Origin of the sequence: Xanthobacter aminoxidans (assembly GCF_023571765.1) — a bacterium.
Taxonomy (GTDB): Bacteria; Pseudomonadota; Alphaproteobacteria; order Rhizobiales; family Xanthobacteraceae; genus Xanthobacter; species Xanthobacter aminoxidans.
The window spans coordinates 182,505-204,840 of the sequence record NZ_JAMJXC010000002.1; the positions used below are offsets into that span (position 1 = coordinate 182,505).

19 protein-coding genes are annotated in these 22,336 nt (G+C 69.2%); 11 read left to right on the plus strand and 8 right to left on the minus strand.

Annotated features, from left to right (window positions below):
- The first annotated feature begins 121 nt into the window (after positions 1-121).
- The 6 genes from EJ105_RS03620 to EJ105_RS03645 are packed head-to-tail and all read left to right on the plus strand — an operon-like array spanning position 122 to position 5,726.
- Positions 122-1,183: a substrate-binding domain-containing protein gene (locus EJ105_RS03620; RefSeq protein ID WP_250165335.1), complete on the plus strand. Its 1,062-nt coding sequence runs from the start codon at positions 122-124 to the stop codon at positions 1,181-1,183.
- A gap of 8 nt (positions 1,184-1,191) precedes the next feature.
- Complete coding sequence (locus EJ105_RS03625; protein ID WP_250165336.1) at positions 1,192-2,220, plus strand: ABC transporter substrate-binding protein; 1,029 nt, start codon at positions 1,192-1,194, stop codon at positions 2,218-2,220.
- A gap of 21 nt (positions 2,221-2,241) precedes the next feature.
- Positions 2,242-3,060, plus strand: a complete 819-nt coding sequence (locus tag EJ105_RS03630; RefSeq protein WP_250165337.1) for an ABC transporter permease — start codon at positions 2,242-2,244, stop codon at positions 3,058-3,060.
- Between the two features lie 9 nt (positions 3,061-3,069).
- Positions 3,070-3,861, plus strand: coding sequence for an ABC transporter permease (locus EJ105_RS03635; protein ID WP_250165338.1), 792 nt, complete (start codon positions 3,070-3,072; stop codon positions 3,859-3,861).
- Complete coding sequence (locus tag EJ105_RS03640) at positions 3,858-4,898, plus strand: ABC transporter ATP-binding protein (RefSeq protein ID WP_250165339.1); 1,041 nt, start codon at positions 3,858-3,860, stop codon at positions 4,896-4,898. The genes EJ105_RS03635 and EJ105_RS03640 overlap by 4 nt, the downstream gene beginning before the upstream one ends.
- A gap of 3 nt (positions 4,899-4,901) precedes the next feature.
- Positions 4,902-5,726 (plus strand): phosphodiesterase, encoded by an 825-nt coding sequence (locus EJ105_RS03645; RefSeq protein WP_250165340.1) that lies wholly within the window; start codon positions 4,902-4,904, stop codon positions 5,724-5,726.
- A gap of 58 nt (positions 5,727-5,784) precedes the next feature.
- Here the strand turns inward: EJ105_RS03645 and hemA are convergent, their stop codons facing one another.
- Positions 5,785-7,068: a 5-aminolevulinate synthase gene (gene hemA / locus EJ105_RS03650; RefSeq protein WP_029556101.1), complete on the minus strand. Its 1,284-nt coding sequence runs from the start codon at positions 7,066-7,068 to the stop codon at positions 5,785-5,787.
- Positions 7,069-7,896: 828 nt separating this feature from the next.
- Here hemA and EJ105_RS03655 point away from each other — a divergent pair.
- Both EJ105_RS03655 and EJ105_RS03660 read left to right on the plus strand, forming a co-directional pair.
- Entirely contained in the window at positions 7,897-9,027 is a 1,131-nt protein-coding gene (locus EJ105_RS03655; protein WP_029556102.1) for a type III PLP-dependent enzyme, read from the plus strand.
- A 252-nt stretch (positions 9,028-9,279) separates the two neighbouring features.
- Positions 9,280-9,834 carry a GNAT family N-acetyltransferase gene (locus tag EJ105_RS03660; protein WP_250165341.1) on the plus strand — a complete coding sequence of 185 codons (555 nt, stop codon included), beginning with the start codon at positions 9,280-9,282 and terminating at the stop codon, positions 9,832-9,834.
- Positions 9,835-9,915: 81 nt separating this feature from the next.
- Here the strand turns inward: EJ105_RS03660 and EJ105_RS03665 are convergent, their stop codons facing one another.
- From EJ105_RS03665 to EJ105_RS03680, 4 genes are all read right to left on the minus strand, one after another.
- Complete coding sequence (locus EJ105_RS03665; RefSeq protein WP_250165342.1) at positions 9,916-10,254, minus strand: MmcQ/YjbR family DNA-binding protein; 339 nt, start codon at positions 10,252-10,254, stop codon at positions 9,916-9,918.
- A gap of 37 nt (positions 10,255-10,291) precedes the next feature.
- Positions 10,292-11,722 carry a homospermidine synthase gene (locus EJ105_RS03670; protein ID WP_250165343.1) on the minus strand — a complete coding sequence of 477 codons (1,431 nt, stop codon included), beginning with the start codon at positions 11,720-11,722 and terminating at the stop codon, positions 10,292-10,294.
- A 241-nt stretch (positions 11,723-11,963) separates the two neighbouring features.
- Entirely contained in the window at positions 11,964-13,208 is a 1,245-nt protein-coding gene (locus EJ105_RS03675) for an MFS transporter (protein ID WP_250165344.1), read from the minus strand.
- A 232-nt stretch (positions 13,209-13,440) separates the two neighbouring features.
- The gene (locus tag EJ105_RS03680; protein ID WP_029556107.1) at positions 13,441-14,658 is read right to left on the minus strand and encodes a polyhydroxyalkanoate depolymerase; all 1,218 of its coding nucleotides are present in this window, start codon (positions 14,656-14,658) and stop codon (positions 13,441-13,443) included.
- 398 nt (positions 14,659-15,056) lie between these two features.
- On the opposite strand from EJ105_RS03680, the gene EJ105_RS03685 reads away from it, so the two are divergent.
- Both EJ105_RS03685 and EJ105_RS03690 read left to right on the plus strand, forming a co-directional pair.
- Positions 15,057-15,707 carry a glutathione S-transferase family protein gene (locus tag EJ105_RS03685; RefSeq protein WP_024276784.1) on the plus strand — a complete coding sequence of 217 codons (651 nt, stop codon included), beginning with the start codon at positions 15,057-15,059 and terminating at the stop codon, positions 15,705-15,707.
- Between the two features lie 19 nt (positions 15,708-15,726).
- Positions 15,727-16,515, plus strand: a complete 789-nt coding sequence (locus EJ105_RS03690; protein ID WP_250165345.1) for a TSUP family transporter — start codon at positions 15,727-15,729, stop codon at positions 16,513-16,515.
- A gap of 28 nt (positions 16,516-16,543) precedes the next feature.
- On the opposite strand, the gene EJ105_RS03695 is transcribed toward EJ105_RS03690, so the two are convergent.
- The 3 genes from EJ105_RS03695 to EJ105_RS03705 all read right to left on the minus strand — a co-directional run bounded on the left by EJ105_RS03695 (position 16,544) and on the right by EJ105_RS03705 (position 19,665).
- On the minus strand, positions 16,544-17,695 hold the full coding sequence (locus EJ105_RS03695; RefSeq protein WP_029556109.1) for a patatin-like phospholipase family protein: 1,152 nt from the start codon (positions 17,693-17,695) through the stop codon (positions 16,544-16,546).
- Positions 17,696-17,763: 68 nt separating this feature from the next.
- Entirely contained in the window at positions 17,764-18,513 is a 750-nt protein-coding gene (locus EJ105_RS03700) for an acetoacetate decarboxylase (protein ID WP_250165346.1), read from the minus strand.
- Positions 18,514-18,660: 147 nt separating this feature from the next.
- Positions 18,661-19,665, minus strand: a complete 1,005-nt coding sequence (locus EJ105_RS03705) for a WD40 repeat domain-containing protein (RefSeq protein WP_250165347.1) — start codon at positions 19,663-19,665, stop codon at positions 18,661-18,663.
- Between the two features lie 149 nt (positions 19,666-19,814).
- Between EJ105_RS03705 and hrpB the strand changes: the two genes are divergently transcribed.
- The gene (hrpB, locus tag EJ105_RS03710) at positions 19,815-22,316 is read left to right on the plus strand and encodes an ATP-dependent helicase HrpB (RefSeq protein ID WP_250165348.1); all 2,502 of its coding nucleotides are present in this window, start codon (positions 19,815-19,817) and stop codon (positions 22,314-22,316) included.
- Positions 22,317-22,336: the final 20 nt, after the last annotated feature.

Below are 22,336 nucleotides of genomic sequence, written 5' to 3' on the forward strand. Positions count from 1 at the left end.
CCTCGGCACGCCCGCTGTCCGCATTTCAGGACCCGTCCCAACCCGTCACACGCCTGTCGCGCGTTGCACCTATTGATCTGAAAACGGTTTCACGCTCCATTGGAGCCCACCGGGGTCGGACGTGCCGCGCATCGTCACCATCAGGACCGTCGCCGAGCGCGCAGGCTGCTCCATCGCGACGGTCAGCCGCGTCATCAACCGCTCGGCGCCGACCAGCGCCGAAGTTGAGGCCCGGGTCCGTGCGGCCATCGACGAGCTGGGTTTCCGCCCCAGCGAGATCGGCCGGGCGCTGAAGACGCTCAAGACCCGCACCCTCGGCGTCCTGATCCCGAGCCTCACCAATCCGGTGTTCGCCGCCTCCGTGGCGGGGATGCAGGCGGCCGCCCGCGAGCGCCGCCACACCCTGCTCCTCACCGCCACCGATTACGACCCCGCCGCCGAGGCGGAGCTGGTGGAAACGCTGGTGGCGCAGAACGTGGCCGGCCTCGTGCTCACCGTCGCCTGCGCCGAGAACAACGCCACCCTCGACCTGCTGGAGGCGGAGAGCATCCCCTTCGTGCTCGTCCACAACGAGCCGGACACCGATGCCCGTGCCGCCGTCTGCGTGGACAATGCGGCGGCCACCTGCGCCCTCACCGAAGCGATGATCGCGGCCGGGCACCGCAACATCGCCTATCTCGCCGGCCGCTTCGCCACCTCCGACCGTTCGCTCCGGCGCTATGAGGGCTATCGGGCGGCCATGGAGAAGGCCGGGCTCGATGCCACCGCGCCGCTGGAGCTCGACTATCTGGGCGACGCGCCGAGCCACGCCGCCGCGCTCGCCGGGCTGTTCGGCGGCCTTTCCGCCCCCACCGCGGCGCTGTGCTCCAACGATCTGCTCGCCCTCTCCGTCATCGGCGCGCTGCGCGACCTCGGCATCCGCGTGCCGGACGACGTGTCGGTGGCCGGCTTCGACGGCATCGCCCTCGGCCGGGCCATGAGCCCGAGCCTCGCCACCGTGGACACCCCCACCCGCCTGATGGGCGAGCGGGCCGTGGAGCTGCTGTTCGAGATGATCGAGACCGGCGCCGCCCCCCGCGTGGAGCGGCTGCCCTTCAGCCTGCGGTCCGGCGGCACCCTTGCCGCCGCGCCGAAGCGAACCCGCCGACCGGAACCCACCCCACCGTCCCTCCCCACCCCGTGAGGTCCGCCATGCGTTCCCTCAAGACTCTTTCCGCCGCGACGCTTTCCGCCTTCGCGCTCGTCGCCGTGGCGGCCATCGCGCCCGCCCGGCCGGCCGCGGCGGCGGACGCCATCTGCTACAATTGCCCGCCCGAATGGGCCGACTGGGGCGCCATGCTGAAGGCCATCAAGGCCGACACCGGCATCGACGTGCCGCAGGACAACAAGAATTCCGGCCAGTCCCTCGCCCAGATCCTGGCCGAGAAGGCGAGCCCGGTGGCGGACGTGGCCTATCTCGGCGTCACCTTCGGCATCAAGGCGAAGGATGCCGGCGTCACCCAGCCCTATGAACCCAAGGGCTTCGCCGATATCCCCGAAGGCCTGAAGGACAAGGACGGCAACTGGTTCACCATCCATTCCGGCACGCTCGGCCTGTTCGTGAACAAGGATGCGCTGGGCGGCGCGCCGGTGCCGGCCTGCTGGGCGGACCTGCTGAAGCCCGAATACAAGGGCCTCGTCGGCTATCTCGACCCCACCTCCGCCTTCGTGGGCTATGTGGGCGCGGTGGCGGTGAACGGCGCGCTGGGCGGCTCGTTCGACGACTTCAAGCCGGGCATCGAATACTTCAAGAAGCTCCAGGCCAACCAGCCCATCGTGCCCAAGCAGACGTCCTACGCCCGCGTGGTCTCCGGCGAGATCCCGATCCTGTTCGACTACGATTTCAACGCCTACCGCGCGAAGTACAACGAGAAGGGCAATTTCGCCTTCGTCATCCCCTGCGAGGGCTCCGTCGTCGTCCCCTATGTGATGACCATGGTGAAGGGCGCGCCGCACCCCGAGGCCGCCAAGAAGGTGCTCGACTACGTGCTCTCCGACAAGGGACAGGCCATGTGGGCCAAGGCCTACCTGCGCCCCGCCCGCAACATCACGCTGCCGCCGGAGATCGCCAGCCGCTTCCTGCCGGCCTCGGACTATGCCCGCGCCAAGCCGGTGGACTATGCCCGCATGGAGACCGCGCAGAAGGCCTTCTCCGACGCCTACCTCAACAACGTGAAGTGAGGCGGGCGTTCGCCTGAAGCCATGCACAGCGCCGATCGCCTCGCCCGCCTGTTCCTGCTGCCGCTGTTCCTGTTCGTGGCGGCCTTCTTCCTGCTGCCCATGGTGCGGCTCGTCGGCGTCGCGGGGTCCGGCCCCAACGGTATGGCGGAATATGTCGCCATCCTCACCAACCCGAGGCACTTCGCAACGCTGGTGGCGACCCTCGCCCTCTCGGCGGCGGTGACGGCGGCGACCCTCGCCATCGGCACCGTCGTCGCCCTGTTCCTCGCCCGCAACCGCTTCTGGGGCCGGCCGCTGCTGGTCTCGTGCCTCACCCTGCCGCTGGCCTTTCCCGGCGTGGTGGTGGGCTTCATGGTGATCCTGCTGGCCGGCCGGCAGGGGCTGCTTTCCAGCCTTTCCATGGGCCTCGGCATGGGACGATGGGTGTTCGCCTATTCCATGGCCGGCCTGTTCGCCGGCTATGTCTATTTCTCGCTGCCGCGCGTGCTGGTGACGCTCATGGCCGCGGTCGAGAAGCTCGATCCGGCATTGGAGGAGGCGGCCCGCTCGCTCGGCGCGGGGCGCTTCGAGGTGCTGCGCGACGTGACCCTGCCCGGCATCGCCCCGGCGCTGATGGCCTCCGGCGCCATCGCCTTCGCCACCGCCATGGGGGCGTTCGGCACTGCCTTCACGCTGGCGACGCGCATCGATGTGCTGGCGATGACCATCTATACGGAGTTCACCCTGAACGCGAACTTCGCCACCGCGGCGGCCCTCTCCATCGCCCTCGGCCTCATCACCTGGGCGGTGCTCGCCCTCTCGCGCAACCTCGCCGGTGGCGGCGTGGCGGCGGCGGGCTGAGGGCTATCCATGAAAACCCACCGCCTCACCTTCGCCTTCCAGCTGTTCGTCACCCTGCTGGCGGCCGCCTTCCTGATGGTGCCGGCCGGCGCCTCCATCCTCGCCGGCTTCACCGCCAACTACTTCCGCGGCGTCTCCTCCGGCCTCACCCTGGATTGGGTGAAGCAGGTGCTGGCGCTCTATTCCGACACCATCTGGCTCTCCATCGGCATCGCGCTCGGCACCCTTGCGGCGACGCTGGTCCTCGCCGTGCCCGCCGCCTGGGCGCTGGTGCGACGCCCCTCGCGCCTTGCCCGCATCGTGGAAGAGGTGGTGACGCTGCCGGTGGCGGTGCCCGGCCTTGCCTTGGCGCTGGCGCTCATCCTCGCTTATGGCGCCATCCGCGAGTTCCGCATGAGCCCGGCCTTCATCCTCACCGGCCACGTGCTCTACACCCTGCCCTTCATGCTGCGCGCGGTGATGGCGGTGCTTGCCGCCGTGGACATCCGCTCGCTGGAGGAAGGCGCGGCCTCGCTGGGCGCCTCGCCGCTGCAACGCTTCTTCCATGTGGTGCTGCCCAATGCGAAGGGTGGCATCCTCGCCGGGGCGCTGATGGTGGTGACGCTCTCCATCGGCGAGTTCAACCTCACCTGGATGCTGCACACCCCGCTGACCAAGACGCTGCCGGTGGGCCTCGCCGACAGCTACGCCTCCATGCGCCTCGAAATCGCGAGCGCCTACACGCTGGTCTTCTTCGTCATGATCGTGCCCCTGCTCCTCGCCCTCCAGCTGTTCGGCCGCACCACCGGGAGCGCGCGATGACCGCACCCACCGGCGCCGCCATCTCCATCGCCGGCTGCGGCAAGACCTATCCGGACGGCACGCGGGCGCTCTCGCCGGTGGATCTGGAGGTGAAGGCCGGCGAGACGCTGGTGCTGCTCGGCCCCTCCGGCTGCGGCAAGACCACGTTGCTGCGCCTCATCGCCGGGCTGGAGACGCCCGACGCCGGCGGGCGAATCGCCTTCGACGGGGCGGACGTGACGGCCCTGCCCATCGAGAAGCGCAACGTGGGCATGGTGTTCCAGTCCTACGCCTTGTTCCCGAACATGAGCGTCATCGACAACGTGGCCTATGGCCTGCGCGTGCGCGGTGTGGCGACGGCGGCGCGGCGGGCGCAGGCGGCCTCCGTGCTCACCATGATGCGCATCGAGGCTCTGGCCGAGCGGCGCATCGACCAGCTCTCGGGCGGCCAGCGCCAGCGCGTCGCCCTGGCCCGGGCACTCGCCGTGCGGCCGCGCGTGCTGCTGCTGGACGAACCCCTCACCGCCCTCGACGCCGCCCTGCGCGAGCATCTGCGCAGCGAGATCGATGCCCTGCTGCGCCGCCTCGCCATCACCGCCGTCTACGTCACCCACGACCAGGCCGAGGCGCTGGCACTGGGCGACCGCATCGTGGTGATGAAGAACGGCGCCATCGCCCAGGTGGGCACGCCCCGGGAGGTGTACTTCCGGCCGGCGGACGATTATGTCGCCGGCTTCGTCGGCATCACCAACCGGCTGGAGGGCATCGTGCGCAACGGCCGATTCGAGACCGCCGCCGGCATCCTGCCCGTCGCCGCCCCGGACCGGGCCAAGGCGCACCTGCTGTTCCGCCCCGAGGCAGTGCGCCTCGTGAGCCCGGCCGAAGCGACGCTGGTGTTCCAGGTGGCGCAGGTGGAGTTCCAGGGCCCGCGCCAGCGGGTGACGCTGAATGCGGGCGACGGAGCCCGTATCATCGCCGAGGCGCCCGCCGACCTCGACCTCGCTGCCGGCGCGGCCATCGGCCTTGCCCTCGATGCCAACCGCTACACTCTGGCCTGACCCATGCTGATCGCCCAGCTCACCGACACCCACATCCGCCGCCCCGGCACACTCGCCTATGGGGTGGTGGACACCGCGACCTATCTGGAAGCGGCGGTGGCCCACATCCTGGCCCTCGACCCGCGCCCCGACGCGGTGATCGTCACCGGCGACCTGACCGATTTCGACGACCCGGAGGAATTTGCCCGCTTCCGCGCCATCGTCGCGCCGCTCGGCCTGCCGCTGTTTCCCGTTCCCGGCAATCACGACAGCTCCGGCGGGCTGCTCAAGGCCTTCCCGGAGATCGCCGCGCGCTGCGCGGGTGGGCGCGTGAACTATGTGGTGGAGGATTTCCCGCTGCGGTTGGTGATGCTCGATTCCACCGTCTACGGCCGCCCCCATGGCACGCTGGGCGAAGAGGGCCTCGCCTTCCTCGATGCGACGCTGGCGGCAGCGCCGGACCGGCCGGCATTCGTCTGCGCCCACCATCCGCCGTTCCTCACCGGCATCCGCCACATGGACGTTCAGAACCTGTTCGACGCCGCGGCGCTGGAGGCTGTACTGCGGCGGCATCCGCAGGTCGTGGGCTTCACCTGCGGCCATGTGCATCGGGCGGTGACGACCACCTTCGCCGGCATCGCCGCCACCATCGCCCCGGCCCCGGCCCATTCGGTCAGTCTCGCGCTGGACCCGGATGCGCCGCCCACCTTCCACATGGAGCCGCCCAGCCTTTCGCTGCACCTGTTCGCGGAGGGACGGCTCGTGACCCACCGTAGCTTCATCGGCAGCTTTTCCGGCCCGCATCCCTTCTTCGGGCCGGACGGCAAGGCCATCGGCACGCCCGCCTGAGGCTCCAAAACAAAAAGCCCCGGCAGAGCCGGGGCTTTTCAATCGGGGAAAGATCGGGTCAGCCGCCGGCCACCGGCAGCGGGATCGGCGCCGGGCCGGCCGCGGTGCTGCGCGAGGCGGTGTGCTGCGCCACCCGGTCCGCGTAAGGCAGCTCCAGCCGCTCCCACACGTCCGACAAGGCGGTCGCCAGATGGGCGATGAGCGCATCGTCGTGGAACGGGGTGGGGGTGATGCGCAGGCGCTCCGCACCGCGCGGCACGGTGGGGTAGTTGATGGGCTGGATGTAGATGCCGTACTCGGCGAGGAGCAGGTCCGACGCCATCTTGCAGGCCTTGGCGTCGCCCACCATCACCGGGACGATGTGGGTCGGCGTCTCCATCTGCGGCAGGCCGGCGGCGGCGAGGGCCGCCTTGACCTTGGCCACCTGGGTGCGCTGACCGGTGCGCTCGGCCTGCGAATTCTTGAGGTGACGCACCGAGGCGGTGGCCGCTGCGGCGATCGCCGGCGGCAGCGCCGTGGTGAAGATGAAGCCCGGCGCGTAGGAGCGCACGGCGTCGATGACGAGGCGCTTGCCGGTGATGTAGCCGCCGACCACGCCGAAGGCCTTGCCCAGCGTGCCCTCGATCACGTCCACCCGGTGCATGACGCCGTCACGCTCGGCGACGCCGCCGCCGCGCTCGCCATACATGCCGACCGCGTGCACCTCGTCGAGATAGGTCATGGCGCCGTAGCGCTCGGCGAGGTCGCAGATGGCGCCGATGGGGGCGATGTCGCCGTCCATGGAATAGACGCTCTCGAACACCACCAGCTTGGGCCGGTCGCCCGCCGCCTTCAGCAGCTCTTCGAGATGGTCGAGGTCGTTGTGGCGGAAGATGGCCTTCTGCCGGCCGCCGTGGCGGACGCCCTCGATCATGGAATTGTGGTTCAGCTCGTCCGAGATCACCACGCAGTCGGGGATCAGCTTGACGATGGTGGAGATGCCAGTGGCGTTGGAAATGTAGCCCGAGGTGAAGACGAGGCCGGATTCCTTGCCGTGCAGGTCGGCCAGCTCGCGCTCCAGCATCACGATCTCATGGCTGTTGCCCGAGATGTTGCGGGTGCCGCCGGCGCCGGCACCGCGCGCCTTGGCCGCGTCGCACATGGCGGCGACCACGTCGGGATGGCTGCCCATGCCGAGATAGTCGTTGGAGCACCACACCACGATGTCGCGCGGACCGCCCGGCGAGTGCCACACCGCCCGCGGGAAGTGCGAGGCGTCGCGCTCGATCTCGGCGAAGGTGCGATAGCGGCGCTCCTTGCGCAGGGCGTCGATGGCGTCGGCAAAGAAGGTATCGTAGATCATTCCGAACCCTGCGGCGGCAGACGGGATCGCGGGTGGATCCTCATTGTTCTAAGATTATGCTGCAACCTTGCTCCTTGTATTGATGCCAATCAAGAGCCGAGCGCGACGCGCGGCGATCCGGCGCAACCCACGGCCAGAGCTGCACAAATGCCGCAGCGCAGCAGGCGGCGTGGAAGAGAGTGACGGCAAGCTTTCGCCCGAGGTTGGCACCTGGAAACGAGCGGCGAGGGCCGCCCGCCCGGAGAGCATTGCGAGCAGCTCAGACCTGCCCTGCGCCGCTGCACTGATCTTCATCAAATTGCCCCTTGCATGGGCGGGCCGAATCCCCTAAATCCGCGTTGCCCAAATTCGCACGTGCCTGTGGTCGCGTGTCGGTCGGTAGGATCTCCGGACAAGAGGCCGGAAAGCTGCCAGGACGATCGACAAGCCGGAGGGAACCGGCCCACCCCGCTCCTCAATGCGGGGGACGTGACTTGAAGCAACGACGTAAGGGCTTTTTTGGTCTCGGTCGGCCCTCCAAAGGTCGGCGTTACTAAAGAGGCACTACATCTTGCCGGCCGTGCGGAGCGGGACTTCCCTCTCCAATCGTGCGCAGTCGTCCTCGCTCCTGCTTTGCCTTGCGGCCAAGCGGGCGGTTCTGCTGCCGTTCGGTCCGATGATGCGGCCGGGTAAAGCCCCGGCGAAGCGGGTACGGCCCGCAGACGGTCGGCGTGTCCACATCGCCGGGCGAATGCGAGCGCGTGCCCCGGGCTCTCCCAGAAGGAGCGTCCGTCCTGTCGTCGCGCAGTTCCCTGCGCTTCACTGGCTTCAGGTCACGGGGAGGTATCCATGACCGATCGCATCCGCGAATTCCTGCGTACCCGGCGAGAGGATGGCCCCTGCGTGGTGGTGGACCTCGACGTGGTCCGCACCAACTATCTCTCGTTCGCCCGCGCGCTGCCGGACACCCGCGTGTTCTATGCCGTGAAGGCGAACCCCGATGCCGCCATCCTGAAGGCGCTGGAGGAGCTCGGCTCCTCGTTCGACTGCGCCTCCACCGGCGAGATCGACATGGTGCTCGCCACCGGCGCGGGCGCCGACCGCATCTCCTTCGGCAACACCATCAAGAAGGAGCGCGACATCGAGCGCGCGTTCAAGGTGGGCGTTCGCCTGTTCGCGGTCGATTCCTACGAGGAAGTCGAGAAGATCGCCCGCGTCGCCCCCGGCGCCAAGGTGTTCTGCCGCATCCTCTGCGACGGTGCCGGCGCCGAGTGGCCCCTGTCCCGCAAGTTCGGCTGCGAGCCGGAGATGGCCGCGGACGTGCTGGAGCATGCCCATCGCCTCGGCCTCGCCGCCTATGGCGTGTCCTTCCACGTGGGCTCGCAGCAGAAGAACGTGCACGCCTGGGACGGCGCGCTCGCCTCTGCCGCCGCGATCTTCCGCGCCTGCGCCGAGCGGGGCATCTCGCTGTCCATGGTCAACCTGGGCGGCGGCTTCCCCACCCGCTACCTGCAGGACGTGCCCGGCGCCATCTCCTATGGCGAGGCGATCTTCGCCTCCCTGCGCCGCCACTTCGGCAACGCGATCCCGGAGACCATCATGGAGCCGGGCCGCGGCATGGTGGGCAATGCCGGCCTGATCGAGACCGAGGTCGTCCTCATCTCGAAGAAGTCCGAGCAGGACGCCATGCGCTGGGTCTATCTCGACATCGGCAAGTTCGGCGGCCTCGCCGAGACGATGGACGAGGCGATCCGCTACCCGCTGCGCACCCCGCGCGACGGCGACGACACCGCCCCCTGCGTTCTCGCCGGCCCGACCTGCGATTCCGCCGACGTGATGTATGAGAAGACCCCGGTCGAGCTGCCGCTTTCGCTCTCGATCGGCGACAAGATCATCATCGAGGCGTGCGGCGCCTACACCACCACCTATTCGGCGGTGGCGTTCAACGGCTTCCCGCCGCTGAAGTCCTACGTGATCTGAGGGCGGTTCCCGCCCGAAGATCAAAGCCCGCGCGGCGCTTGAGCGAAGCCGCGTAAAACTGCCCGCGCGGCGCCCGAGCGTATTCCGCGACCCGGCCGCAGAAGGTCCCCCGGCACTGGCATGACGCCGTCCGGGGCATGAGGAGGGGATGTGTCCCCTCGTCTTCCGCACCCGTCCTGAAGGCATTTCGCCTGGCTGCGCTGCAGCCGGGACGGGCTTCTTCACCTCTCACGTTGGCGCAAGGAGCTGCCGATGACCGAGATCGTGCTTGAATCCGTGGAAGATGTGGCCCCCCGCGAGGCCCTGCTCGACCTGTGCATGGGCGAGGGGCGCAAGGCCAAGTCCTCCGAGCGTCTGCGCGAGGGCCGCCTGCCGGCGGAAGGCCTCGCCTTCTCCGCCCACGGCCCCGACGGCCGTCTGGCCGGCACCGTGCGGCTGTGGAACGTGACGGCGGGCCCCGCCCGTCCGGCGCTGCTGCTCGGCCCGCTCGCGGTCCATCCCTGGTTCCGCGCCCACGGGCTCGGCGGCGCCATGATGCGCGCCTCCATCGCGGCGGCGCAGGCCAAGGGCCACGGCGCCATCCTGCTGGTGGGCGATGCGGCCTATTACGAGCGCTTCGGCTTCTCCGCGGAGAAGACCGGCGAGCTGTGGATGCCCGGCGCCTACGACCGCAACCGCCTGCTGGCGCTGGAGCTGAAGGCCGGCGCGCTGGACGGCGCCCGCGGCCTCATCAGCCCCACCGGCGCCCGCATCGCCCTGCCCTCGCTGGAAGAGCTTCTGGCGCCGGTACTGCTGAAGTCCGCCTGATCCGATCGCGCGACGACACATGAAAATCCCCGGCTCGATCCGTCGAGCCGGGGATTTTTGTTTCGGGGTCTGGGAATCACGTCAGCCCTTCCGAGGCCGCTTCGGTTTTGGAGCGGCAAGGCGGTGGGCCGCCTGGAGCGCGGAGGCGAGCGTCGCCTCGTCCACCACGGTGAGGTCGCAGCGGGTGGCGCCCATCCGCCCCCATCCGCCCGGAACCGGCGCGAAGGCCTCGGGCACCTGCTCGCAGTAGAAATCGCGCAGGTCGGGATCGAACATCAGATTGAGGTCGAGCCCGCTCGGCCCCAGCGTCGCGAAGATCTTGCGCGGCGTGCGGAATGCCTTGCGATCGACGTGCGGCGCCTCGCTCGCCTCGGGCAGAGCGAGGGCCATCTCCCGGACACGGGCGACATCGACAGCCATGGAAGGCCTCCCTTTCAGCGGGAGGCCTCCGCAGGCCTCACCGCACGATGATGTTCTTGAACTGCCAGGGATCCTCGAGGTCGAGATCCTCGGGGAACAGCTTCTGGCGTCCGGTGAGGGGCGTCCAGTCCGTATAGGTGCCGATCATCGGGCCGAGATAGGGCGTCTGCACTTCGAGGCAGCGGCGGAAGTCCATCTCGTCGGCCTCGACGATGCCCGCCTCGGGGTTCTCCAGCGCCCACACCATGCCGGCGAGCACGGCGGAGGTCACCTGCATGCCGGTGGCGTTCTGGTAGGGGGCGAGTTCCCGCGTCTCCTCGATGGAGAGCTGGGAGCCGAACCAGTAGGCGTTCTTCGCATGGCCGTAGAGCAGCACGCCCAGTTCGTCGATGCCGTCGACGATCTCGTGCTCGTCCAGAATCTTCCAGCTGTCCTGGAAATGCCCGCCGTTGCCGAACATCTCGTGCAGCGACAGCACCGCGTCGTTGCAGGGGTGATAGGCGTAGTGGCAGGTCGGGCGATAGACCACCTGATCGCCGTCGCGCACTGTGAGGTAGTCGGCGATAGAGATGGCCTCGTTGTGGGTGACGAGAAAGCCGTACTGGGCCTGCGGGGTCGGCGTCCACGAGCGCACGCGGGTGGCGGCGCCGGCGGAGAGCAGATAGATGGCCGCGCCGCAGCCCGCCTCGTGGGTGCGGCCGTCCGGCGGCAGGGTCTTCTCGTGGGTGCCCCAGCCCAGCTCGGCGGGCTGCAGGCCCTCGGAGACGAAGCCCTCCACCGACCAGGTGTTCCAGAACTGGCCCATCACCTTGGGCTCACGGGCGCGCTGGGTGTCGCGCTCGGCGATATGGATGCCCTTGATGCCGAGGCTGCGGGCGAACTGCGCCCACTCCTCGCGGGTCTTCGGCTCGGGCCGGTCGAGGCCGGTATCGGCGGCGACGTTGAGGAGCGCCTGCTTCACGAACCAGGACACCATGCCCGGATTGGCGCCGCAGGTGGACACGGCGGTGGTGCCGCCCGGATTGCGGCGACGGGCGGCGAGCAGGCTCTCGCGCAGCGCATAATTGGTGCGCGCGGCGGTGGGCATGGCCTCGTCGAAATAGAAGCCCTTCCAGGGCTCGATGACGGTGTCCACATAGAGGACGCCAAGTTCGCGGCACAGCTCCATCACGGCGATGGAGGACACGTCCACCGAGAGGTTCACGCAGAAGCCCTGGCCGGCGCCGTTGGTGAGCAGCGGGGTCAGCAGGTCGCGGTAGTTCTCGGCGGTCACTTCCGACTGGACGAAGCGGATGCCCCGGGAATCAAGCAGCTTGCGGTGGTCCGCCACCGGATCGATCACCACCATGCGCTCGCGGTCGAAATCGAAATGGCGCTCGATGAGCGGCAGGGTGCCCCTGCCGATGGAGCCAAATCCGATCATCACGATGGGGCCGTCGATCTTTGCGTGGACCGGCCAGTCGCTCATGGTGAAACACTCCTCGGGGTGGCGGCGCCGGCTCGTTACGGCGCCGCGAAAGTCACAGGACGCGCGAAAACGGGGGAACCCGTGGGATCGGCGCGGCGTGGAAACGATGCCGCGCAAGGGCGCGGCGTGGGTGTAGACGCCGCGCGCAAGCGCGGGCGGGCGCACCATGGGAAAAGCGCAGCCCGGCGTCAACCGAAGAGCTTGAGCAAAGCCGGCAAACCAAGCAGCGGCAGGGCTTGGCTCAGCGCCGGGTCTCGACTTTCACCGGCATGGCGTCGACGTGGAAGAGCGCGGGAAAGAGCCGCGTCCAGAGCGCCACGACCATGAGCGTTCCAACGCCCCCCACCACCCCCGCGCCCACCGCGCCGATGAGCGCGGCAACCATGCCGGACTCGAATTCGCCGAGCTGGTTGGAGGTGCCGACGAACAGGGAATTCACCGCGCTGACCCGCCCGCGCATCTCGTCCGGCGTGGAGAGCTGCACCAGCGAGGAGCGGATGACCACGCTCACATTGTCCGCGGCGCCCAGCACGAACAACGCGCCCAGCGACAAAAGGAAGCTGGAGGAGAGCGAGAACACCACCGTCGCCAGCCCGAACACCGCCACGGCGGCGAACATGACGTGTCCCACCTGGCGCGTGGGCGGCCGGCGCACCAGCACGAGGGACATGAGCACCGCCCCCACCGCCGGCGCGGCGCGCAGGGCGCCGAGGCCCTGCGTTCCCACATGCAGGATCTCGGCGGCATAGATGGGCAGCAGCGCGGTGACACCGCCGAGCAGCACCGCGAACAGATCGAGGGAGATGGAGCCCAGCACCACCGGGCTGCGGCGGATGAAGGCGAGGCCCGACAGCAGGGTCTCGAGCGTCATGGCGCTGCGCGGCCCCGGCGCATGCACATGGCGGATGAAGGCCATGGCAACCGCCGCCACCCCATAGCAGACCGCCGCCAGCGTCAGCGGCACGGCAGGCCCGAAGATGTAGGCGAAGCCGCCCACCGCCGGGCCGGCAATGGTCGCCATCTGCATGGCGGAGGAGGCCACCGCCAGCGCGCGCGGCAGCACCTCGCCGGGCACGAGGCGGGGCAGCAGCGCCGCCATGGTGGGTGCCTCGAAGGCGCGGCTGGCGCCGATGGTGACGACGGCGGCATAGATCGGCAGGAGGCCGGCATGACCGGAGCCCTCCGCGAGGGCGAGGGCGCCCACCGTGAGCGCCGACAGCGTCTGGCAGGCCAGCACGATACGCCGCCGGTCGAAGGTATCGGCCACATGGCCCACCAGCAGGGTCAGGCACAGGATCGGCAGGAATTGCGCGAGGCCGACGAGGCCGAGGGCCGCGGCGCTGCCGGTGAGACTGTAGACCAGCCAGCCCACCACCACCCCCAGCATCTGGAAGGCGAGGGCCGAGCAGACCCGGCTGATCCAGAACAGGATGAAGGCAGGATGATCCCGCAGCCGTATCCCGGCTGAAGATGCGGCCGCGGTCACGGCTGCAGCAGGGGGCGGAGCGGGAGAGATGTCGGCAGGCAGGTTGACGGGCAAATCACGGGGCAGATCCGCGCGGTGGCACGTCCGTGGGCCGGACGATCCTTGGACCCTGCCCGCGTACCGTTGCAGGCAGGGGTTGGCAACCCATGCCCCAACGTCCGCTCACGAACCGTTCAGATGCTTGCCGTTCAGATGCTTGCGGTTCAGCTGCTTGGGTTCAGCCGCCCGCCGGTCAATCGCTCGCCAGGATGTGGTTCTGGACGATGGGATAGACCTGACTGGCCCATTTGCGTCCCGAGAACACGCCGTAGTGCCCGACGCCCGCCTGCATGTGGTGGCGCTTCTTGTGCGGACGCAGCGCCGAGCAGATGTCCTGCGCCGCCATGGTCTGGCCGATGGAGCAGATGTCGTCCCGCTCGCCCTCCACCGTGAGCAGCGCCGTCTTGCGGATGGCGCGGAAATCGATGGGCCGGCCGCGATAGGTCAGTTCGCCCTTGGGCAGGCGGTATTCCTGGAACACGTAGCGCACGGTCTCCAGGTAGAATTCTGCGGCAAGGTCCAGCACGGCGAAATATTCGTCATAGAAGGCCTTGGTGGACTCGGCCTTCTCTTCGTCACCCTCCGAGAGGGCATTGTAGAGGTCGAGATGCGCCTTGACATGGCGCGAGTAATTCATGCTCACGAAGGCGGTGAGCTGGAGGAAGCCGGGATAGACCCGCCGCCCCGAGCCGGCAAAGCCCTTCGGCACGGTCGAGATCAAATTCTTCTCGAACCACGAGATGGGCTTGGAGGTCGCCAGCTCGTTCACCTTGGTGGGGTTGATGCGGCAGTCGATGGGGCCGGCCATGAGCGTCATGGAGGCCGGCACCGCCGGGTTCTTCTCCTGCCCCATCACCGCCGCGGCGACGAGGGCCTGCACGCACGGCTGGCACACCGCCACGAGATGGGCGCCCGGCCCCAGGACCTCCAGGAAGCGGATGACGTGCTCGACATAGTCGTCGAAGCCGAAGGGGCCGGCCGAGAGCGGCACCTCGCGGGCATTGTGCCAGTCCGTGATGTAGACGTCATGGTCCGGCAGCATCGTCTTCACGGTGTTGACGAGCAGCGTCGCGAAATGACCCGACAGGGGCGCGACCACGAGGACGCGCGGCTGGGCGATGTCCACGTCCTTCTTGAAGCGCAGCAGGGTGCCGAAGGGCAGGACGGCGGTGTTTTCCTCCGTCACCTGAACTTCGCGATTGCCGACTTCAACCGTTTTGATGCCGAAAGACGGCCGGCCATGGGAGAGGCCGGCACGCTCGATGAGCTCGTAGGCGGCCGCAAGCTGGCGGAAGCCGAGATGGCCGTATCCATTGATGAGAGGGCCGTTGAGGGTCTGCCGCGCGAGGCTGGCGAAGAACCTCATCGGGCTCATGAGGTCGGCCTGGGCCTGATAGGCGGAGTACATCATGACAGCGTGCGCCGGACCGTCCGGCACCGCGGTGCCAGAGGAGTGAACCTGGAAGAAGTCTGCAGCATGATGCCGAAAGGTCCTTCTGCTCCGCGTCCCCCACGCCCGGCCCCCGACGGCCGGCGGAAGCATTAAGTAGTTGTCGCAGGCCCGGCTTTCCGCTTTGCAGCAAGCCTGAACGGATGTACCTGTTAAGTTGATATTGGAGCTATGCGTGGTGCATTGCAACACGCATCCTTAGCAGCAGGGCCGAAGGCCGAGCGACCGCGCCGGATGCCCGACCAAAGTCGAAGCCGCCGGCTGCGCCAAGAACAAGCATGCGCCAAGAGCAAACAAAGGCGGAAGGGTCGAGGGGAACGGTCAGGTCAGGGATCGCAAATCCGAGGCACGGGACAGGCATGGCGACGCTCACCATCTCCAGCAAGAATTACTCCTCCTGGTCCATGCGCGGCTGGCTGCTGTGCAGGATGGCCGGCCTCTCCTTCGATGAGGAGCGGGTGCCGACCGACGATCCCGACGCCAAGGCGGAGCTGCTGCTGCTGTCGCCCTCCTTCCTCGTCCCGCGCCTGGTGCACGAGGACGTGACGGTGTGGGACACGCTGGCCATCGCCTCCTTCCTCAATGAGGTCTTCCCCGAGGCCGGGCTGCTGCCCGCCGACCGCGCGGTGCGCGCCCACTGCCTCTCCATCTCCGGCGAGATGCATTCGGGCTTCGCCAACATGCGCTCGGCGCTGCCGATGAACATCAAGGCGCACTATCCCGGCTTCAAGGTCTGGGCCGGCGCGCAGGCGGACATCGAGCGCATCGCCGCCATCTGGCGCGGCTGCCTCACCGCCCACGGCGGTCCGTTCCTGATGGGCGCGACGCCGACGCTGGCCGACGCCATGTATGCGCCTGTCTGCTCGCGCTTCACCACCTACGACGTGAAGCTCGACCCCGAATGCGAGGCCTACCGCGCCCGCATCATGGCGCTGCCGCTGGTTCGCGAGTGGATCGACGGCGCGATCTCCGAGCCGGAAGAGCTGGAAGAGCTGGACGCCGAATTCTAATGCGGCCGGGTCCAATCCTGTGATCGAAACGGCGGCCGCCGCCGTCTCCTCCGTGAATCTGGGCCTGATCGCCGTCGGTTTTGCCGTGCTCGTGCTGGCGGGCATGGTGAAGGGCGTCATCGGCATGGGCCTGCCGACGGTCGGCATCGGCCTGCTCAGCGTGTTCCTTGCCCCGGCCGAGGCGGCCGCGCTGCTGATCCTCCCCTCCACCGTCACCAATTTCTGGCAATACTTCACCGGGCCAAACGTGCTCGGCATCGCCCGGCGCTTCTTCTGGATGATGGTGACGGTGGCGGCCGGCACGCTTGTCGGCGGCCTTCTCCTGGGCGGCCTCGCCTCGCCCGCCGCGCAGCCGGTGCTCGGTGCAACGCTGCTGGCCTATGGCGCGCTGGGCCTGTCCTCGGTGCAGTTGAAAGTGCCACAGCGGCACGAGCCATGGCTGTCCCCGCTGATGGGCTTCCTCACCGGCCTCGTCACCGGCACCACCGGCGTCTCGGTCATGCCCTCGGCGCCCTATCTCCAGTCTCTGGGGCTGGCGCGGGATGATCTGGTGCAGGCCCTCGGGCTCACCTTCATCGTCTCGACCACGGCGCTTGCCGTGGTGCTGTTCCATCCCGGCGACGGTGGCGGGGCGCTGGCCGATCCCGCCGCGGCGCTCGCCTCCGCCGCGGCGTTGCTGCCGGCCTTCATCGGCATGCAGCTCGGCGCCATGGTGCGCCGGGCGGCCTCGCCGCAGATGTTCCGGCGCATCTTCTTCTCCGGCCTCGGCCTGCTCGGCACCTACATGCTGGTGCGCGGCCTCCTCTGAGCCGGCCGCCGCTCACGCCGCCCGCCGCTCACTCGGAGAGGCGGTGGATGTCGTGCACGACGATGCCGATGGAATCGTCCGGCTTCCGCATCCATTCCTTCTGCCGAAGCGTCTTCACCGTGTCCTCGTAGCCGGTCTGCCAGTGCTCGCGCATGGAGGTCTGCGAGAACTCGTAGTCCTTGGATTCCCGCTCGTATGTCTTTTCCTGATAGATCAGGTGACAGATGTTGACCGGGCCGGAGCTGGCATAATCGTCGATGAGGGCGATGTCCTCTTCCGTCCGCAGCTGCTCGGGAATGCGCTGGAGCGCGTCGTAGAGCTTCGAGCGCAAATCCTGAACCCGCCGGAACACATCGGTGGTGTAGCGGGTGCGGCTCGAATAGCTGATGTCCTTCTGGCGCTCCGACACGTCGAACATGTCCCGCGGCAGTTGCCCGCGGGCGCTGAACAGATCCACCTGGAACACCAGCGCGCTGGGGTGATCCGGCTGGTCGAGCAGGAACTGGAGCGGGGTGTTGGAGACGACGCCGCCGTCCCAGTAGAACTCGCCGTCAATCTTCACCGCCGGGAAGCCGGGCGGCAGCGCGCCCGAGGCCATGATGTGCTCCGGCGCGATCTTGTGCTCCTGATTGTCGAAATAGATGAAATTGCCGGTGCGCACGTTCACCGCGCCCACCGAGAAGCGCTTCTCGCGGGAATTGATGCGGTCGAAGTCCACGAGCCGCAGCAGGGTCTCGCGCAGGGGAGCGGTGTCGTAGAAGGAGGTGGCGCCGGCGGCGCCCGAGGGCAGCAGCCAGGGATTGGGGAAGCGCGGGGTGAAGAAGCCGCGCTGTCCCTGCAGGATGGTGCGGGTGGCGCTGAGCTGGTTGCGCCACTGGCGGAAGATGTCGCCTTCCAGGTTGATCGGCAGGATGCGCTGGGAGGTGATGGTCTCCCAGAAGTCCCTGAGCTTCGTCACCCGGTCCTGCGGCGCGTTGCCGGCGATGATGGCCGAGTTGATGGCGCCGATGGACACGCCGGAGATCCAGTTCGGATCGCACCCGACCTCCGACAGCGCCTCGTAGACACCGGCCTGATAGGCGCCGAGCGCCCCGCCGCCCTGGAACACCAGCGCCACGCGCTTGTACTCGTCGATGATATCGCACAGCTCGCTGGAGCGCTGGTTGGCAGCGTCGGTCATCGCCCTCACCTTCTTTGAAGTTGTTTCCCTCGACCGGCGGCGCGCAGGACGCCGCCGGAAGCCGGACGTCAGGCGCCGTTTTCCTTCATGTAGTCGTAGACCACCTTGCCCATGCCGAGGGTGAGATCAGCCTTGATGTGCACGGCGGAGAGCACCTCCAGCACCGGCAGGGCCGCGACATTGCACAAGGCGTGGGGAAACAGGCCGAGGGCGCCGGGCCCGACCCAGCATTCCTTCAGCGTGATGTCCTCCAGATAGTAGCTCACCAGCTCGCAGATGCGCGGCGTGGCGTCCACGTCCGGGATGATCTTGAGCAGGAAGCTCGGGGTGAGCAGGGAGGCGAGGATTTTCTCCTTGTCGCCGGCCACCCACTTGTAGCCCATGGTCGCGGAAGCGCAGAGCACGCTGCCGTAATGGAGCGTGCCGACCAGCGTGTCGGTCTCCACCTTGAGCTTCGGCTGGGCGTACTTCTTCGGAAAGCCCCACAGCTCGCGCCCGCCGGCGATGGGGGATTCGTCGTCCAGATACATGGAGTGGACGTAGCCGCCGTCCTGCCCGTTGAAACGGACCGGGATGACCTGTCCGGTCTCGGTGTAGTCACCGAAGCCGGTGGAATCGGGCATGCGGATGAATTCGTACTTCACCACCGGCTCGGTGACCTCGAGCGGCTCGGGCACCACCTTCGCGAGCGCCTCCGGATCGGTCCGGTAGGTGATGATCATGTATTCGCGGTCGATGAAGCGATAGGGCCCCGGTGGGAACGAGGGGTTGGTGAGCGGCATCGAGTAGGCAGTGCGGCGAACGTCAGCGATCTTCATCGGCAGTCTCTCGTGCGCTTGTCCCGTTTCGCACCTGCGAATGGACGCCGCCAAGGTAGAGCGGACGGGCGCCCGTGAAAAGCCGCCCGCGGCATGCGTTTCCTGCCCGGCTAAGGACTTGGTGCGCGGCACCGAAACCGCGGCGGTTCAGAAGGCCAGCAGGCCGCCCTGACCCTTTTCCGTCCCGAACGCAACGGCCCCGCCGGAGCCGTGCCAGGCGATGGCGGTCACCGGGTCATTGTCGGGCGCGCGCAGCAGGATCTCGGCGCCGTCCGAGATGCGCACCATCATCACCATGCCGTCCTCGTAGCCGATGGCGACCACCGGGTCCTTGGGGTGGGGCGCCACGACAGTCACCCGCGAGGTGGGCGAGGGCGCGAGCATGGCCGGCTCCTTGCCCATGGGGCCGTCCTTGGCCTGGAACGGCCACAGGATGGCCTCGCCCGAGCCGGACGTGGCAAGCCACTTGCCGTCAGCGGTGAAGGCGAAGGATTTCACCCGAGAGGGATAGCCGGACATGCGCATGTGCGCGCCGTCCACCACGCGCCAGCCGTGCAACGCCGGCTCCTGCATGGTGCTGACGAGGAAGCGGCCGTCCGGCGAGAACGTCACCCCGAGGTGCGAGCCCTTCCAGCCATAGACCTCCGGCTTGGCGCCAGCCGCGTTGGGAAACCACAGCGACACGCCGCCGTAATGGGCCACCGCGAGGCGCAGGCCCTTGGGTGCGAAGGCGAGGCCGCCCACGGTGGAAGGCACCTCCAGCGACTTCGGCTCCCCCTTCTGCTGCAACACATGGGCGACCTTGCCGGCCGAATAGGCGACGGCCCCGTCCGGCCCCAGCGCCACCCGGTCGATCCAGCGGCCCTTCTGCTGCGCCAGCTCGCGGGTGGTGCCGTCCGCCAGCGTCTCCATCACCCGCCCGTCGTCGCCGCCGGTGACCAGCCGCTTGCCGTCGGAGGCCGCGCTGAGCACGCCGCCATCGTGAACCGGAACCAGAACCGGCGCTGCGCCCTCCTCCAGCCCGATCAGGGAGGCCGTGCCATCCGTCCCCACGAAGGCGGCCTTGGACTCAAGGAAAGCGAGGGCGACGACGCCGGCCTCGAAGGCGAGCGGCCGGACCTTGCTGGTGAGGCTGGACGGGGCGGAAACCATGGTGCTCTGATCCCGGTGATGGACGGGGCGTTCCTTAAGGCACCGATGCGGGCCGCTGGCAACACCCCCTCTGCCGCATCCCTCCTCTGCCCCGTCCCTTCAATGCTCTTGGCCTGCGCGCGGCGCGGCCGCATAAGGGCGGCGCCGCCATGTTCGACACCAAGCTCCCCATCGACGCCGTCCTCGGCGACATCCGCTCGACGCTCGCGTCCACCCCCTGCGCCGTGCTGGTGGCTCCGCCCGGCGCCGGCAAGACCACGCGCGTGCCCCTGGCCCTGCTGGACGAGCCGTGGGCCACGGGCGGAAAAATCCTCGTGCTGGAGCCGCGCCGCCTCGCCGCCCGCGCCGCCGCCCGGCGCATGGCCCAGACCCTCGGCGAGGCGGTGGGCGGCACCGTGGGCTTCCGCACCCGGCTCGCGTCCGAGGTGTCGCGCCGCACCCGCATCGAGGTGGTCACGGAAGGCATCTTCACCCGCATGGTGCTGGACGACCCCGAACTCTCCGGCATCACGGCCGTGCTGTTCGACGAGTTCCACGAGCGCAGCCTCGATGCCGACCTTGGCCTCGCCCTCGCGCTCGATTCCCAGCGCGGACTCAGGGACGACCTCCGGCTCCTCGCCATGTCGGCGACCCTCGACGGCGCCCGCGTCGCCTCTTTGATGGGGGTGGGCGCGCCGGCCCCTGTGATCGAGAGCGAAGGCCGCGCGTTTCCGGTGGAGACGGCCTATCTCGGCCGCGATCCGCGCACGCCCATCGACCGCCAGATGGCCGACGCCATCCGCCGCGCGCTGGACCGGGAAGACGGCTCCATCCTCGCCTTCCTGCCCGGCGCCGCCGAGATCCGCCGCACCGAGGCGCTGCTGCTGGAACAGCTGCGCGACCCCAAGGTCGATATCGTCGCCCTGTTCGGCGCGCTGGACGCCGCCGAGCAGGACCGCGCCGTGCTGCCGGCCCCGGCGGGGCGGCGCAAGGTGGTGCTGGCGACCTCCATCGCCGAAACGTCGCTGACCATCGAGGGCGTGCGGGTGGTGGTGGACAGCGGCCTCGCCCGCGTGCCGCGCTTCGAGCCGGACGTGGGACTGACGCGGCTTGAGACCGTCCGCGTCTCCCGCGCCGCCGCCGACCAGCGCCGGGGCCGCGCCGGCCGCACCGAGCCCGGCGTCTGCTATCGCCTGTGGAGCGAGGGTGAGACGGCGAGCCTTCCGGCCTTCGCCACGCCCGAAATCCTCGCCGCCGACCTCACCGGCCTCGTGCTCGACCTTGCCCGCGTGGGCGTGCGCGATCCCGCCGCCCTCCCCTTCCTCGATCCGCCCCCCGCGCCGGCCGTGACCGAGGCGAAGGCGCTGCTGCGCCTCCTCGGCGCGCTCGACGGTGATGAGGCAGTGACGCCGCTCGGTCGCCTCATGGCGCGCTTGCCTCTGCCGCCGCGCCTCGCCCATATGGTCGCCATCGGCGCGGCGCAGGGCGTGGGGCGTCTGGGCGCGGAGATCGCCGCGCTGCTGGTGGAGCGGGGGCTTGGTGGCGACAGCGTGGACCTGCTCGCCCGCCTCGACGGCTTCCGCCGCGACCGCTCCCGCCGCGCGGAGGAGTCCCGTCGCCTTGCCGGGCGATGGGCGGAGATGGCGGCGCGGGAGGCTGCGGCGGAAGAACCGGCGGACGGTGCGCCTCCCTCCCCCGCCGCCCTGCTGGCGCTCGCCTTTCCCGACCGGGTGGCCAAGGCCCGCGAGGGCCGGGCCGGGGAGACCCAGGTGCGCCTTCTGATGGCCAACGGTCGCGGTGCGGTTCTGGAGGGGACATCCCCGCTTGCCCGCGCACCCTTCCTCGCGGTGGCGGAAGCCTCCGGCCGCGCCGAGGGCGCCCGCATCACCCTCGCGGCCGCTTTATCAGCGGACGAGGTGGAAGCCTTGTTTGCCGATGACATCACCTCCGGCCTCGAAGTCGCCTTCGACCCCGCCGCCATGGCGGTGCGGGCGCGGGAGGTACGGCGGCTCAGGGCGCTGGTGCTGGCGGCACGGCCCCAGCCGGTTCCGGCGGACGCGGAGACGGCGCGCGCGCTCGCCCGCGGCATTGCGGATGCGGGCATCGGGCGCCTGCCCTTCTCCGCGGCGTCCCGGCAATGGCGCGAGCGCGTCACGTTCCTGCGCGCGGCCGAGGGCGAGCCGTGGCCGGACCTGTCCGATGCGGCGCTCGCGGGATCGGCGGAGACGTGGCTCGCGCCGTTTCTCACCGGCCGCACGTCGCTGGCCGACATCACGGGCGCCGACGTGGGCAACGCCCTTCACGCCTTGCTGCCCTATGAGCTGACGGCCCGGCTGGAGGCGGAGGCGCCTACCCATTTCACCGCCCCCACGGGCTCGCGCCTCGCCATCGACTACGGCGCGGAGGGCGGGCCGGCGGTTGAGGTGCGGGTGCAGGAATTGTTCGGCCTCACCGCCCATCCGGCCATCGCCAGCGGGCGGGTGCCCCTCACCCTCGCTTTGCTCTCGCCCGCGCACCGGCCGATCCAGGTGACGAAGGACCTGCCGCAATTCTGGCGCGGCTCGTGGCGGGATGTTCGCGCCGACATGCGCGGCCGCTACCCCAAGCACCCCTGGCCGGAAGACCCCGCTGCCGCCCCGCCGACCACGCGGGCAAAACCGCGCGGGACGTGAGGGCCGGGGCTTTCTGCTTT

Excerpts from the sequence above, each read along its gene's own strand:
- EJ105_RS03625 (WP_250165336.1), top strand. The coding sequence starts at position 1,192 with ATGCGTTCCCTCAAGACTCTTTCCGCCGCGACGCTTTCCGCCTTCGCG.
- EJ105_RS03630 (WP_250165337.1), top strand. The coding sequence starts at position 2,242 with ATGCACAGCGCCGATCGCCTCGCCCGCCTGTTCCTGCTGCCGCTGTTC.
- EJ105_RS03635 (WP_250165338.1), top strand. The coding sequence starts at position 3,070 with ATGAAAACCCACCGCCTCACCTTCGCCTTCCAGCTGTTCGTCACCCTG.
- EJ105_RS03640 (WP_250165339.1), top strand. The coding sequence starts at position 3,858 with ATGACCGCACCCACCGGCGCCGCCATCTCCATCGCCGGCTGCGGCAAG.
- EJ105_RS03645 (WP_250165340.1), top strand. The coding sequence starts at position 4,902 with ATGCTGATCGCCCAGCTCACCGACACCCACATCCGCCGCCCCGGCACA.
- hemA (WP_029556101.1), bottom strand. The coding sequence starts at position 7,068 with ATGATCTACGATACCTTCTTTGCCGACGCCATCGACGCCCTGCGCAAG.
- EJ105_RS03655 (WP_029556102.1), top strand. The coding sequence starts at position 7,897 with ATGACCGATCGCATCCGCGAATTCCTGCGTACCCGGCGAGAGGATGGC.
- EJ105_RS03660 (WP_250165341.1), top strand. The coding sequence starts at position 9,280 with ATGACCGAGATCGTGCTTGAATCCGTGGAAGATGTGGCCCCCCGCGAG.
- EJ105_RS03665 (WP_250165342.1), bottom strand. The coding sequence starts at position 10,254 with ATGGCTGTCGATGTCGCCCGTGTCCGGGAGATGGCCCTCGCTCTGCCC.
- EJ105_RS03670 (WP_250165343.1), bottom strand. The coding sequence starts at position 11,722 with ATGAGCGACTGGCCGGTCCACGCAAAGATCGACGGCCCCATCGTGATG.
- EJ105_RS03680 (WP_029556107.1), bottom strand. The coding sequence starts at position 14,658 with ATGATGTACTCCGCCTATCAGGCCCAGGCCGACCTCATGAGCCCGATG.
- EJ105_RS03685 (WP_024276784.1), top strand. The coding sequence starts at position 15,057 with ATGGCGACGCTCACCATCTCCAGCAAGAATTACTCCTCCTGGTCCATG.
- EJ105_RS03695 (WP_029556109.1), bottom strand. The coding sequence starts at position 17,695 with ATGACCGACGCTGCCAACCAGCGCTCCAGCGAGCTGTGCGATATCATC.
- EJ105_RS03700 (WP_250165346.1), bottom strand. The coding sequence starts at position 18,513 with ATGAAGATCGCTGACGTTCGCCGCACTGCCTACTCGATGCCGCTCACC.
- EJ105_RS03705 (WP_250165347.1), bottom strand. The coding sequence starts at position 19,665 with ATGGTTTCCGCCCCGTCCAGCCTCACCAGCAAGGTCCGGCCGCTCGCC.
- hrpB (WP_250165348.1), top strand. The coding sequence starts at position 19,815 with ATGTTCGACACCAAGCTCCCCATCGACGCCGTCCTCGGCGACATCCGC.